Source organism: Pseudomonas sp. MAG002Y (genome assembly GCF_019400845.1).
Classification (GTDB): Bacteria; Pseudomonadota; Gammaproteobacteria; order Pseudomonadales; family Pseudomonadaceae; genus Chryseomonas; species Chryseomonas luteola.
On record NZ_WOEJ01000015.1, the window covers coordinates 76227 to 88971 of the forward strand.

Annotated in this window: 12 protein-coding genes and 1 pseudogene; 9 read left to right on the forward strand and 4 right to left on the reverse strand. The window is 55.3% G+C overall.

Annotated features, from left to right (window positions below):
• Positions 1–5 precede the first annotated feature (5 nt).
• Both GM154_RS19635 and GM154_RS19640 read right to left on the reverse strand, forming a co-directional pair.
• Positions 6–260, reverse strand: coding sequence for a hypothetical protein (locus GM154_RS19635; protein ID WP_019364133.1), 255 nt, complete (start codon positions 258–260; stop codon positions 6–8).
• 18 nt (positions 261–278) lie between these two features.
• Positions 279–593 (reverse strand): hypothetical protein, encoded by a 315-nt coding sequence (locus GM154_RS19640; RefSeq protein WP_019364134.1) that lies wholly within the window; start codon positions 591–593, stop codon positions 279–281.
• Between the two features lie 89 nt (positions 594–682).
• Between GM154_RS19640 and GM154_RS19645 the strand changes: the two genes are divergently transcribed.
• Complete coding sequence (locus GM154_RS19645; RefSeq protein ID WP_219653122.1) at positions 683–1765, forward strand: IS630 family transposase; 1083 nt, start codon at positions 683–685, stop codon at positions 1763–1765.
• Positions 1766–1790: 25 nt separating this feature from the next.
• On the opposite strand, the gene GM154_RS19650 is transcribed toward GM154_RS19645, so the two are convergent.
• Positions 1791–3293 carry a 3'-5' exonuclease gene (locus GM154_RS19650; RefSeq protein ID WP_181123827.1) on the reverse strand — a complete coding sequence of 501 codons (1503 nt, stop codon included), beginning with the start codon at positions 3291–3293 and terminating at the stop codon, positions 1791–1793.
• A 592-nt stretch (positions 3294–3885) separates the two neighbouring features.
• Between GM154_RS19650 and GM154_RS19655 the strand changes: the two genes are divergently transcribed.
• Together GM154_RS19655 and tnpC are read left to right on the forward strand one after the other, a co-directional pair.
• Complete coding sequence (locus GM154_RS19655) at positions 3886–6900, forward strand: Tn3 family transposase (protein WP_150345759.1); 3015 nt, start codon at positions 3886–3888, stop codon at positions 6898–6900.
• A complete protein-coding gene (gene tnpC, locus GM154_RS19660) occupies positions 6897–7259 on the forward strand; it encodes a Tn3 family transposase post-transcriptional regulator TnpC (RefSeq protein ID WP_019365448.1) in 363 nt (120 codons plus the stop codon). Before GM154_RS19655 ends, tnpC begins: the two co-directional genes overlap by 4 nt.
• Positions 7260–7384: 125 nt before the next feature.
• On the opposite strand, the gene GM154_RS19665 is transcribed toward tnpC, so the two are convergent.
• Positions 7385–8011 (reverse strand): HAD family hydrolase, encoded by a 627-nt coding sequence (locus tag GM154_RS19665; RefSeq protein ID WP_019365447.1) that lies wholly within the window; start codon positions 8009–8011, stop codon positions 7385–7387.
• Between the two features lie 309 nt (positions 8012–8320).
• Here GM154_RS19665 and GM154_RS19670 point away from each other — a divergent pair, with 309 nt between their 5' ends.
• The 6 genes and pseudogenes from GM154_RS19670 (at position 8321) to GM154_RS19695 (ending at position 12705) form a co-directional block, all read left to right on the forward strand.
• Positions 8321–10684, forward strand: coding sequence for a heavy metal translocating P-type ATPase (locus GM154_RS19670; RefSeq protein ID WP_026003894.1), 2364 nt, complete (start codon positions 8321–8323; stop codon positions 10682–10684).
• A 9-nt stretch (positions 10685–10693) separates the two neighbouring features.
• Positions 10694–11353 (forward strand): annotated as a pseudogene (locus tag GM154_RS19675) (efflux RND transporter permease subunit); the annotation flags it as partial.
• The gene (locus GM154_RS19680; protein ID WP_019365444.1) at positions 11350–11706 is read left to right on the forward strand and encodes a copper-binding protein; all 357 of its coding nucleotides are present in this window, start codon (positions 11350–11352) and stop codon (positions 11704–11706) included. The pseudogene GM154_RS19675 and the gene GM154_RS19680, both read left to right, overlap by 4 nt.
• A gap of 137 nt (positions 11707–11843) precedes the next feature.
• Entirely contained in the window at positions 11844–12161 is a 318-nt protein-coding gene (locus GM154_RS19685; protein ID WP_019365443.1) for a co-regulatory protein PtrA N-terminal domain-containing protein, read from the forward strand.
• A gap of 44 nt (positions 12162–12205) precedes the next feature.
• Positions 12206–12451: a DUF2933 domain-containing protein gene (locus GM154_RS19690; RefSeq protein WP_232235685.1), complete on the forward strand. Its 246-nt coding sequence runs from the start codon at positions 12206–12208 to the stop codon at positions 12449–12451.
• A 23-nt stretch (positions 12452–12474) separates the two neighbouring features.
• The gene (locus GM154_RS19695; protein WP_019365441.1) at positions 12475–12705 is read left to right on the forward strand and encodes a hypothetical protein; all 231 of its coding nucleotides are present in this window, start codon (positions 12475–12477) and stop codon (positions 12703–12705) included.
• Positions 12706–12745: the final 40 nt, after the last annotated feature.

A 12745-nucleotide genomic window follows, 5' to 3' on the forward strand; every position in this document is an offset into this window, starting at 1 on the left:
ACTTACTAATGGCTAAAAGTGCGATCAAAACTGAGCATGCGGGACAGGACTATCACTACAGACAACACGATACTGGCGATAGCATAGGCGACCCAGCTTTCTCCGCGCTCAATCCCAACATGCAGCCCATACATTAAATAGGAAAACGTACAGCTAAAGAACACGGATGCCACCAACGCGGCTACCCAGACGGGACGCCGGGTGGCGGCCAGCTTTGCTAACACTACGCCTATCAGCACAGCACCGGTGATATCGGGCATACCCACCTCAACAGGCGCTCAATGGTCTTTGATGTCTTTTCTTGTCCAGAATGGAAGGGACAAGCACAAGACCATGAAGATAAAGCCCAACAGCCAGACGTAGACGATCCAGGTTTCCTGTCCGGCAGAGAGCGCTTTTGCATGCGAGTGCAGCTCATAGAAATGGCGAGAGGCCCAGAAGCCTCCCATGCCGAGCGCCAGCAAGATAGTAGGCAAAAGGAGGCGTAGGGTTTCTACCAGCTTCCAGACAGCTGCAAAGGTCGCAACTATTCCAACAATGGCAGCGGTGAGTACGGCCAGCATGGATATATCGGCGAGCAGGGCTTGAAACATTATGTTTTCCTAGTGTGGTGAATCACAACTACCAAGAATAAGTATGGTCTGCAGAGTGAGTATTCAAAACTGACTCAAGGAGGCATGCGATGAGAACAGGCCGTCCTGCTGTACAGATCACACTGACCAGGCAAGAACATGCCGAGCTCAGCCGTCGAAGGGCTCAGCGTAAAGGTCCTGCGGATTCAAAACTACGCGCTGAAATCATCCTGTCTTGCGCTAGCGGTGAACCCGGCTCATTGATTGCCAGGCGCCTGGGTATTACTGCTCAGACCGTATCGCGGTGGCGTCTTCGCTTCTCACAATGGGGACTTGAGGGGCTTAATGATGAGCCCAGATCTGGGCGACCCCGCAGTATCAGTGACGAGAAGGTTCAGGAGGTTGTTGATCGGGTCCGGCAAACCAAGCCTGAGGATGCCAGCCACTGGAGTTCGCGTCGCATGAGCAAGGCTACCGATATTTCCATGGCCAGTGTGCAACGTATCTGGCGAGCCTTTGGCCTTAAGCCTCACCTTGAGCAGACGTTCAAACTCTCAACCGATCCGGCCTTCGTCGATAAAGTTCATGACATCGTTGGGCTATACCTGAACCCACCGGATAAGGCTCTGGTGCTGTGTATTGATGAGAAAAGCCAGATCCAGGCCCTGGATCGAACCCAGCCAGGTCTGCCTTTGGCACCAGGCCATCCGGTAACTCGAACACATGACTATCAGCGCTTTGGCACAACGTCATTGTTTGCTGCGCTGGATGTTGCCACAGGCGAAGTGATCGGGCGTCTCAAGCGTCGTCATCGTAGCGCTGAGTTTGTGGAGTTTTTGAAGGCTATTGATGAAGAGATCTGTACGGACCTACCGGTTCACTTGATCATGGACAACTATGCGGTGCATAAAACCGATCAGGTAAAGGCCTGGCTGGCCGAACACCCTCGTTATCAGGTGCATTTCACCCCAACCTCGGCTTCCTGGCTAAACCTGGTAGAACGTTTCTTCTCGACCCTTAGCCAGAGATGGATCAAGCGGCAATCACATACCAGCGTAAGCGATCTTGAGCAGTCTATTAACCATTACCTGGCGACTTACAACCAGAACCCGAGGCCCTTCCGCTGGAGTAGGAGCGCTGGTGAAATCCTGGCTTCGGTAGGTAGAGCAGCACGAGCTTTTCGTAGAAACTAATTAAACGTACTTGTGATTCACCACACTAGGCGCTCAGTGATTTTGAACGGTATAGATCCGTCAGGCGAAAACCGGTCTTGACCAGTTTTACCAGATTCAAAAGTGTAGGCGTGATCACCAGCAGCTTCTTGGCCCGCGTCAGCGCCACATATTGCAGGTTCACCTCCCCTAGCATCTCCTGCATGGGAATCTCATCGTCCGTGAGGTCAGGAAAGTCGTCGCACAGATAAACCTGATCCCATTCCAGGCCCTTGCTCTTGTGCGCTGTGGTTATGACCATTTGCGCCTGCTGTCCACCCTTCACGAGCTGGCTCTTGAGAATGGCAAGGTTGTCAGGAAGATTGGGGTAACTGTCCACGACCTTCACCGCTCGCAGCATCTCAACGTCACGGGCTTCCTGCGCCACTATCTGGTAAGCGGTGTAATCCGGGTAGTCTTCAAGCAGGCGCTTGTTCTGGATGTTTTGCGGTTCGTCCTTTGAAAGCCAGTACACATCCAGGATGCCCTTGAAGTCGTAGGCGTCAAAACCGCCGACTAACTCAATGCTCAAGCCACGAGAAGAGAAGAACAGTGCAGCTTCAATCACGCCCATTACCGTACGCGCAATAAAGGCAAAGGGCGGCTTGGAATCGCTTAGCTTGAACTCGGACGAGACCACAATGCGGTCCTCCCCTCCCAGTCCCACAAGCGGTACATCCTCACCTTTATAACGTAAGAGTACGTTTGCCATAGCCGCGACATTGGGACCAAAGCGAAAGCTGTTGGTCAGGCGCAGTTGCTCGGCGTCGTGCAGCTGGGGATGACTCAATGCATCAATAGCGCCCCGGAACTGATAGATCTGCTGGTGCTCATCGCCCACTGTAATGACACGCGCCTTGGTCTGGCTGAACACGATATCGGTAGTCAGCTCGTTGCTGTCCTGCCCTTCGTCAAAGAGAATCACGCTGTACTGGGCAGACAGATCCGGACGGGAGAGCTGGTACTGCTTCAGATACACATCGTGCACCGCAATTTGCTTGCTGTACGGGTCCTGCATCTCATTCCATAACGCTTCGGCCACTTTGATTGCAGCGCTGGCCAGCCGCGGATCGTCCTTCTTTTTGGACTTTTTCGACTTCATCTCTTGTGCACGCCGGTAGTGCGCCTGCGTAATGAATTGATCGGCGCTGTTCATGTAGCAGGAAACGGTAGCAATGGCGGCGGCAGCGACCTGATAGTTGCACTCATAGTCACGGGCTACTTCAACGGGCCGCAGATTGCCCTTGAGCTTGTGCTGGAGTGTTTTCCCATAGCCGGTAAAGGCCATCTGGTGCGTGGTTTTGCATGTGACATTACGGGGAAACTTCTTGGTAGCTTCATCACGAATAGCGCGGTTGTAGGCCAGATAAAGCATCTGCTCACTGGGATTGGCCCTGGCAAAGGCTACCAGTGTCGACGTCTTGCCTGTACCAGCATAGGCACGGACCACCAGCTTTTTTGCCTTGGAAGCAATGATGGGTTCCTGCTCGAAGGTGGGCGTGAAGGCCATAAGGTGTCCTTGAATAGTGCTGCTAGATATAACCAGCGTCTCACAGGTCTTCCGGGATGCAAGTCCGGAAGACTTTAACAGCCAGCTTACCCAATTTTTTTGCACCCAAACCTCGTGGTTGGTACCCGCGCGGGTACCAACCACGAGGAATGACCTCACTTTCCTACGCGTAGCATAGATAGAACATGCCAAATCATTAGGGCTTACTGATGAGTTACGACATCAACACGAAAAGATTGCTTGATCGGGTAATGGGCACCGCCAGCGCAAGTGCAAAGCGGGCAGCCCTAACGATAGAGACACGCGCAGTTACCGCAAGAGACGCGATTCGCGACAGGGCAGACAGTTTTAAAGGCAGCGCAAGCAAGGTGTATGCGGGTGCGATAGGCACAATCGATCTGATCACTACTCTGGGCCTCACATTCTCTGCCATCGCTGCGCCCGTCCCTACCGTCATAGGGGTCATGCCGAGATATAAGTAAAATTCACTCACTTCGCACGTAACGTGTTGATGCCAAGAGAATTTACCAAATCGACCGCACAGCCTCTGATCGTGGACTATCTTTTCTGACTCCTCAGAAAAGGAGTTCCTATGGCTTCATTAGAGCGTACGGCGTATCCCACTCTGCCAAAGGCGTATTCAAAAGCTGAGCTGCAGCGTGATTTTTCGTTCTCAGATGATGAGATTAAGTGGGTACGAAGCAAGTCCAAGGCCCCCTTTCACCTCAATCTCGCCGTTCTCCTCAAAACCTTTCAGGTGCTCCGATATTTTCCTGATATCACCGACGTACCTAATCAACTGGTGGACTTCATTCGCGGAGAGTTGGGTCAGCGTAGCAAGGTGAAACTCGCGGAATACAAGTGGTTCCAACAATATCGCCACATGAACGCGATCCGAGCTCGCCTCGGTGTGACGGCATTCTACGGCTCTGATGCCATGGAGCTCGCCGAGCGGCATGCCAAAGCAATGTCGTTTGTGCTTGACCAACGCGCCGACATCATCAACTCCGTAATCGAAGAGCTGATCAGCCAGGATTATGAGCTCCCTGCGTACTCGACCCTGAATGATCTCGCTGAGCGAATTCATGCCGAATCCCAAGAGGCAATATTCAACCTCGTAGTAACCAGAACGCCAGTCGAGGTGATCCACAAGTTAAAGGATCTGCTCGACACTGATTTCGGCCGACGCCAGAGCGACTTCAATGCGCTGAAGCAGGCGCCCAAGAAGCCATCTCGCAAGCACTTGGAGGTGCTGATCGATCATCTGGCTTGGCTCGAGAGCTTCGGGGATCTGGGTGCCATTTTTGGAGGAATAGTCGACACCAAGATCCGCCACTTCGCTGCCCAAGCCGCGGCGTCGGATGTAGCCGAGCTGAAGGACTGCTCACTGCCGAAACGCTACACGCTGATGCTGGCCTTGATCTACCGCATGCGCGTGCGGACCCGGGATCACCTGGCCGAGATGTTCATCCGACGGATTTCGACGATCCATAAACGCGCCAAGGAGGATTTGGAGCAAATCCAGGCGCGGCAACGCCAGAAGCTGGAGCAGTTGGCGGCGACCCTGGATGGCGTGGTGCAGATTCTGGTTCAAGAACCGGATGACCAGGAGGCTGGCAGTCTGATTCGGGAATACCTCTCCCCCGGTGGCAATCTGGATCGGTTGCGTGAGACTTGCGCCGAAGTACAGGCTACCGGCGGTAATAACTATCTGCCGCTGATCTGGAAGCACTTCAAGTCCCATCGCTCGTTATTGTTCCGTCTCAGCCACCTTCTCCAACTGGAGCCCACGACTCAGGATCGATCGCTGGTTCAGGCTCTTCAACTGATCCAAGACAGCGAGAATCTACACCGCGAATGGATCGACGAGCACGTCGACTTGTCGTTTGCGTCGGAGCGCTGGGTCAAGGTCGTTCGTCGTCCTGCCAGTGAGGGGCCACCGACCAACCGGCGTTATTTAGAAGTCTGCGTGTTCTCCTACTTGGCCAGCGAGCTGCGATCGGGTGACATGTGTGTACATGGGTCTGAATCCTTCGCCGACTACCGCAAGCAGTTGCTGCCCTGGGAAGAATGCCTCCAGCGACTACCGGCCTACTGCGAAAAGGTCGGGCTGCCAGGCACGGCCAAGGAGTTTGTTGGCTCCCTCAAGACCCAGCTGGAGGAAACCGCGCAACAACTGGACGACAAATACCCATCTTGCCGAGGGGACGTATCGATTAACGAAGCCGGAGAACCGGTGTTGCGCCGAGTAACGGCGCGGGACATCCCACCTTCGGCCATTTCACTACAGACGGCGCTTATGCAGCGCATGCCGGCCAGGCATGTGCTCGACATCATGGCCAACATCGAGCACTGGATTCAGTTCACGCGGCATTTCGGTCCCATGTCCGGTAACGAGCCGAAGCTCAAAGAGCCTGCCGAGCGCTATCTGATGACCATCTTCGCCATGGGCTGCAATCTCGGCCCCAACCAGGCCGCGCGGCATCTGGCCGGTAATGTCACGCCACACATGCTGTCCTATACGACTCGCCGCCACCTATCACTGGAGAAGCTGGACAAGGCTAACCGCGAGCTGGTGGAACTCTATCTGCAACTTGATCTGCCCAAGCTCTGGGGCGATGGCAAGGCGGTGGCAGCGGACGGCACGCAGTTCGACTTCTATGATGACAACCTGCTGGCCGGCTATCACTTCCGCTACCGCAAGATGGGTGCCGTGGCCTATCGGCACGTGGCCAACAACTACATCGCTGTGTTCCAGCACTTCATCCCACCTGGCATCTGGGAGGCGATTTACGTAATTGAGGGGCTGCTAAAGGCTGATCTCAGTGTCGAGGCAGACACTGTGTATTCAGATACTCAGGGGCAATCGGCGACAGTCTTTGCCTTCACCCATCTGCTGGGCATCAACCTGATGCCGCGTATCCGCAACTGGCGTGACCTGGTGATGTGCCGGACGGATCGCGGCGCGTCGTACAAGCATATCAACCGCCTGTTCACCGACACTGCCGACTGGCACTTGATCGAAACCCATTGGCAAGATCTGATGCAGGTCGCGCTGTCCATCCAGGCCGGCAAAATCTCCTCGCCTATGCTGCTGCGAAAACTCGGCTCCTACAGCCGGCGCAACAAGCTCTACCATGCGGCCCAGGCACTGGGCAGCGTGATCCGCACGATCTTCCTGCTCAACTGGATCGGCAGCCGCGAGTTGCGCCAGGAAGTCACCGCGAACACCAACAAGATCGAGTCCTACAACGGTTTCTCGAAGTGGCTTTCGTTCGGTGGCGACGTGATTGCCGAGAACGATCCGGACGAACAGCAAAAACGTCTGCGCTACAACGACATGGTGGCCTCATCGGTGATCCTGCAGAACACTGTGGATATGATGCGTATTCTGCAGAAATTGGCCCGAGAGGGTTGGCAGTTCACCGACGAGGACGTGTCCTTCCTCAGCCCCTACCTGACCAGCAACGTCAAGCGCTTCGGCGAATTCAACCTCAAGCTCAACCGGCCACCGGAGCCCTGGATCAAGGACTTGGTGTTCCAACAAGCTGCCGGCTCGCTGCGGGTGATCACACCTCGCCAGCTAGATACCGAGAAAACCACATGATGAATGTTCCTCCCGCAGCCTTTCGCGTTACACCGTACGGCGAAGTCGATGCGGTGGCGTTGGAAAACCTGCGCGACGGCTTCGACGCCTCTCAACTGCTCCGGCTGGTTGATCGATTGGACGCCTGCTTGCTGGAACTGGGCGGAACCACCGCCATTCGCGACGAGCTGCTGAGATTGCATGCGATGGCTCTGACGATAGTTGAGGGCATCGCCCTTACGGTGCCTGCCGAGAATGCTTGTGTCTGGGCAGAGGCCGGATCTCTGCAGACGGATCTTGAGGGGCTTGTTTCCTGGGCTCGCACTGCTCAACTCCTCCTTGCGCCACTTATCAAGCTTGCACCAAACCATGATGCATGAGCACTCTGGCCGATTTCGACAAGACTCAGCTGTTCCTGACCATGGATAGGATCGCCGGCAAAGGGATCACCTCACCAATCAGCTCTACGAGTGGGTGATCAAAGCCGCTGCGGCCAATGCGCGAACTAGCGTGAGCGCCCATGCCCCAAAATGTGGTCTGCAAATTCGCTCAGGCTAGCGAAACGCTCAGGACCACTGATGGCATCGCGTTGTAGGTGGAAGCCATGTATTCCCAGCCTACCGGGACCGAGCACATCGGCCTCCAATGTATCGCCGATCATTGCAATGGAAGACGCTTTGCAATCCAACCGCTTTAGCAGATGTTCGTAGATCGCTGGCTCCGGTTTGATCGCGCCCACCTCGAAGCTCCAGGCATAGGCGTCAAACTCAGGCAGTAGCAACTTGGCAGGTATGGCATAGGGGGTAGCCAAGTTGGAGCACAGCGCCACTTTCAGCCCCGCTCTCCTAAGGCTTTCCAGTGCCTGCAGGGCGTCATCATAGGGACGTACGCTGGCCAGTTCCGCATAAAGATCAAGCTCCAGAGTGGCAAGCTCATCGTTACCTAGCTGTGTACCAAACAGGCTGGCGGCGCCGGCTAGCCCCACGTTTCGTGTCATCAATGTCCTGGCATCATCGGCCCTAGGTTGACGACCTTGGCTGCGTGCCTGTTTTAAAAGCTTGCGAAATGGCCGCCGTCGTTCACCGATTTGCAGGAGCGTGCCATAGACATCGAAAATTACGGCTTCTATCAAAACAGAGTACCTGCGCTTAGGCTTTGCACGGTTCGGTATTTCATCAATGAAAGCGGCCGAGCATCGGACAATGGAGGCATAGGCTAGGCCAGCAAGCGGTATTTGCGCGAGCTACTTTTTCCAGCTGCTCGCTTCAACATTCATACGACCTGACATACCGGAGAACCTGACAGAAATGTAATGGTTACTTCAGCCTTTGGTCAGGACGCTTTGCATATATTGGCTGTCAGACGCTGCAAGCATTGGAAAAACCACAAACGTCCCTGCAGTAGGCCACGTTCGTTGCTAACCAATCCATAAGGTGCCCGTATGTCTTCTCCGCAGTGCCATCACCAGCCCGACCAAACGAAAGATACTGCAGCACTCACAGACCCCGTCTGCGGGATGAAGGTGAAAGAGGACAGCGAGCATCAAGAGCACTATCAGGGAGGCACTTTCCGCTTCTGCAGCCAGGGTTGCCAGACCAAGTTCCGCTCTGACCCTGCTCGATATCTCGCTGCACAGCAGGCTCATGGGTCATCGTCTCATGCATCCGCGCCGTTCGCGCAAAAGGCACCCGCCGGTGATGCAACGACCGAGTACACCTGCCCGATGCACCCTGAAATCCGCCAAATGGGGCCAGGTGATTGCCCTATCTGCGGGATGTCACTGGAACCGCTGATTCCTGAACTCGACGAGGAGGAAAATCCTGAACTCAAGGACTTCTCAAGGCGGTTCTGGTGGTCGTTGCCGTTAACAGTTGCTGTGACATTGCTGGCCATGGCGGGACATGCACTTCCGCTGTTTCACGGAGCTAGCCAGAATTGGGTTGAACTTGCCCTCACGGCCCCAGTTGTTTTGTGGGCAGGCTGGCCATTTTTTTCGCGCGGTCTCGCCTCGGTCAAACATCGCAGCCCCAACATGTGGACATTGATCGGTCTGGGCACGGGGGCTGCCTATATCTACAGCATCGTGGCAACGGTCTTACCGAGCATATTTCCAGCGTCCTTCATGGTGGGTGGCCGGATAGGCGTTTATTACGAAGCCGCCGCGGTCATCATTTCCCTGACGCTTTTAGGGCAGTTGCTTGAATTAAAGGCCCGCTCCCAGACATCCTCGGCAATCAAGTCCCTGCTTGGTCTGTCGCCTAAAACCGCTCGCCGTATCGCCAAGGATGGATCCGAGGAGGACATTCCGCTTACACACGTTCACGAGGGTGACCATCTGCGCGTTCGTCCTGGTGAAAAGGTACCGGTGGATGGAGAGGTATTGGAGGGCGAGAGCGCCGTCGACGAATCCATGCTAACGGGCGAGCCCGTGCCGGTGACGAAGCGAACAGGCGATTCGCTTATCGGCGCGACGATGAACACGAGTGGCTCGCTTGTCATGCGAGCCACTAAGGTTGGTTCCGGGACCATGCTTTCACAAATCGTACAGATGGTTGCGAATGCGCAACGCTCCAAAGCACCCATGCAGCGAATGGCGGACACGGTTGCTGGTTATTTCGTGCTGACGGTCATCGGGATTGCGCTGTTGACCTTCTTTGCATGGGGCCTGTTCGGACCCGAGCAGGGCTGGGTATTCGGCCTGATCAATGCAGTTGCGGTTTTGATCATTGCATGTCCCTGCGCACTCGGCCTGGCAACGCCTATGTCGATCATGGTTGCCACAGGCAAGGCGGCTGGAAGTGGCGTGCTTTTTCGAGATGCAGGTGCCATCGAGAATGTGCGAAAGGTAGACACACTGATAGTCGATAAAACAGGAACCTTGACTGAGGGTCGACCTGTCTTTGATCGTGCGATAGGCGTTACGCCGTTTGATGCTCAGGAAGTTATCCGGTTGTCTGCCAGTCTGGATCAGGGTAGCGAGCATCCCCTGGCTCACGCCATCGTGGACCATGCGAGGAGCGAAGGTATCCAATTGGTGAAGCCAGAGACCTTCGAGTCAGGGTCAGGGATCGGAGTCCGTGGCCTGGTGGAAGGCAGGCAGCTGCAGCTTGGCAATACCGCGCTTATGGAGGATGCGGGCGTGAGCGTCGAGCCCTTGAAAGATCAGGCAGAAAAACTACGCGAGAGCGGGACCAGTATTATTTATCTGGCCGTTGATGGAGCCCTTGCCGGCTTGCTGGCCGTGTCGGACCCAATCAAGCCAACCTCCAAAGAAGCTGTAGCCCGGCTCCAGGCCGAGGGCGTGCAAGTCATCATGGCCACCGGCGACGGGCTTACCACTGCCCGCGCAGTTGCTCGTGAGCTATCGATCGAGGACGTGCATGGCGAAGTAAAGCCGCAGGACAAGGAAGCGCTGGTGGTTAAGCTACAAGCCCTCGGTAAGGTAGTTGCCATGGCAGGCGACGGGATTAACGATGCACCGGCGCTCGCCAGGGCTGATGTTGGCATAGCGATGGGCACGGGCACTGACGTGGCCATGAACAGTGCTCAAGTTACGCTGGTAAAAGGTGACCTGATGGGGATCCTGCGTGCACGGACGCTTTCGGTGGCAACTGTTCGCAATATGCGTCAGAACCTTGTGTTTGCCTTTATGTACAACGGGCTGAGCATCCCAATTGCCGCAGGCCTGCTCTATCCGTTCTTCGGGCTGTTGCTGTCCCCGATGATTGCTGCCTTGGCCATGAGCCTCAGCTCAGCATCCGTTGTGTTCAACGCCCTCCGGCTCCGTCAAGCGCGCGTTGGTTAGCGCCAGTCGGTTGGCGATCTGAGGGAAAAGATCAGCGAAGGTGTCCAGCTCGAGTCCGGCATGAGCATCAGCTATTCCGGCCAGTTCGAATTCATGGAGCGCGCTAACGCGAAGCTCAAGCTCGTCGTGCCGGCTACCCTGCTGATCATTTTTGTCTTGCTCTACCTCACATTTTCCCGCTTTGGCGAGGCGCTGCTCATCATGGCTACGCTGCCATTCGCCCTGACCGGGGGCGTCTGGTTCCTGTACCTGTTGGGGTACAACCTCTCCGTCGCGACAGGTATCGGCTTCATTGCGCTTGCAGGGGTTTCCGCAGAGTTCGGTGTGATCATGTTGCTGTATCTGAAGAACGCCTGGATCGAGCGCCTTGATGCCGGAGCACAAAGTGAGGGCGCTCTCCTCGACGCAATCCGCGAAGGCGCCGTACAACGGGTGCGCCCTAAGGCCATGACTGTCGCAGTAATCATCGCCGGTCTGCTGCCCATCCTTTGGGGTAGCGGGACCGGCAGCGAAATCATGAGCCGCATCGCCGCGCCAATGGTAGGCGGCATGATCACCGCGCCTTTGCTCTCCTTGTTCGTTCTGCCGGCAGCTTACCTGCTGATGCGCCGCCGGCAATTGCGTGTCACACCCCAGCAAGCAACCAACCCCACTGGAGAACATCCATGAACATCAAGCACATCACCCTTGCGACACTCTTCCTAGTACCAGTCGCCTATGCCGCCGACAAGGAGCCAATGGACGGCATGCCGATGGATCACAAAGGCATGAACATGCCAATGGACCAGAAGTCGGCGGGACAGACCGCTACAGCCACAGGTACGGTCAAGAAAGTAAACACCGAGAGCGGAACCGTCACCATTGCCCACGGCCCGGTCGAAGCGTTGGGCTGGCCGTCGATGACGATGGGCTTCAAAGCAAAGCCTAATCAGCTCAAAACACTGAAAGAAGGGGACCAGGTCGAATTCGAATTCTCCTCGAAAGGCATGGATTCCACCATAACGCGCATCGAAAAGCAGTAAAGAGCAGAAAGCGACCGCCGCAGACGCGGCGGTCGTACCAAAAAATGAGCGATTACGGCTTTGTAACCTTGGCAACAGCTTCTTGTAAGTAGTAAGCCTTTAATCTACAGGCATCAACTAACCGAGAGGTGAAAACCATGAACCGCATAACCAAAGTAATTGTTCCTTTTATTCTGACCGTTGCTTCCTCGCTTGCAATGGCCGAAGGCGGAAGCGAACGTACTCTGAATCGCCTAAATGACTCGGCAGGAGTAAAGCCCACCCTTCAGGAGCTTGTCAAAGAAGGCAAAGTACTGAGCATCGCACCTGCAGGGGCGACCGGTGCGACAGGAATTATTCAAAACTATAGAACTAGCGCTAAAGTGCAAACGTACGAGATGACGGTAAAGGCCCCTGACGGGAAGATCCATACGGTAGAGTTCTTGAGCACCCCAGTTGGCGTGAACAACGGCTAATCTGCCAAGTTTGATATCCGAGGGATAGTTAGATGAGCAGCATGATGTCCAAGATTAAAAGCGTACTGCAGCGCAATCCGATCGTAACGGGGTTAGCCGCAGCTGTAGTTGGCTACATTCTCCTGAACCAAAGCACTGCGGCGTTGGCAACAACGCTGCCAAGCCTGCTCTTTCTCTTGCCCTGCTTGTTAATGATGGTCGTATGCATGAAGCATATGTCTAGCGGTAAGTGCGGCAAGCCCAAGGAGCCTAACGTTGGCGAAAACAGCTTGTTAAGCAAAAGCGAATAACCCACTGAACTTGGAAATATAACATGCGAAAGGCGGTTACCGTTACAGCAATCGCAATCACCCTGGCGAGCGGACTGAGTTTCGCAGCGGCAGATAAAGCGGGCCAAAGCCATTCGGAAACCGGCATGATGAGCGGCGACAAGCATATGGAAATGATGGGCGACATGCGTGGAATGATGAAAGAGTGTCGTGAAATGATGGAGGCGGCCGAAGCCGGCCACTCGCAAAATGGGGAAAATCCAGACGCCTCCTAGGATACGAGAGTGCGAGCAACCATGATCGAAGCAGGTCGGG

Coding starts and splice junctions, on each gene's coding strand:
- GM154_RS19650 (WP_181123827.1), bottom strand. CDS start 3,293: ATGGCCTTCACGCCCACCTTCGAGCAGGAACCCATCATTGCTTCCAAG.
- GM154_RS19690 (WP_232235685.1), top strand. CDS start 12,206: ATGTCCAAGATTAAAAGCGTACTGCAGCGCAATCCGATCGTAACGGGG.
- tnpC (WP_019365448.1), top strand. CDS start 6,897: ATGATGAATGTTCCTCCCGCAGCCTTTCGCGTTACACCGTACGGCGAA.
- GM154_RS19670 (WP_026003894.1), top strand. CDS start 8,321: ATGTCTTCTCCGCAGTGCCATCACCAGCCCGACCAAACGAAAGATACT.
- GM154_RS19635 (WP_019364133.1), bottom strand. CDS start 260: ATGCCCGATATCACCGGTGCTGTGCTGATAGGCGTAGTGTTAGCAAAG.
- GM154_RS19695 (WP_019365441.1), top strand. CDS start 12,475: ATGCGAAAGGCGGTTACCGTTACAGCAATCGCAATCACCCTGGCGAGC.
- GM154_RS19640 (WP_019364134.1), bottom strand. CDS start 593: ATGTTTCAAGCCCTGCTCGCCGATATATCCATGCTGGCCGTACTCACC.
- GM154_RS19680 (WP_019365444.1), top strand. CDS start 11,350: ATGAACATCAAGCACATCACCCTTGCGACACTCTTCCTAGTACCAGTC.
- GM154_RS19645 (WP_219653122.1), top strand. CDS start 683: ATGAGAACAGGCCGTCCTGCTGTACAGATCACACTGACCAGGCAAGAA.
- GM154_RS19655 (WP_150345759.1), top strand. CDS start 3,886: ATGGCTTCATTAGAGCGTACGGCGTATCCCACTCTGCCAAAGGCGTAT.
- GM154_RS19685 (WP_019365443.1), top strand. CDS start 11,844: ATGAACCGCATAACCAAAGTAATTGTTCCTTTTATTCTGACCGTTGCT.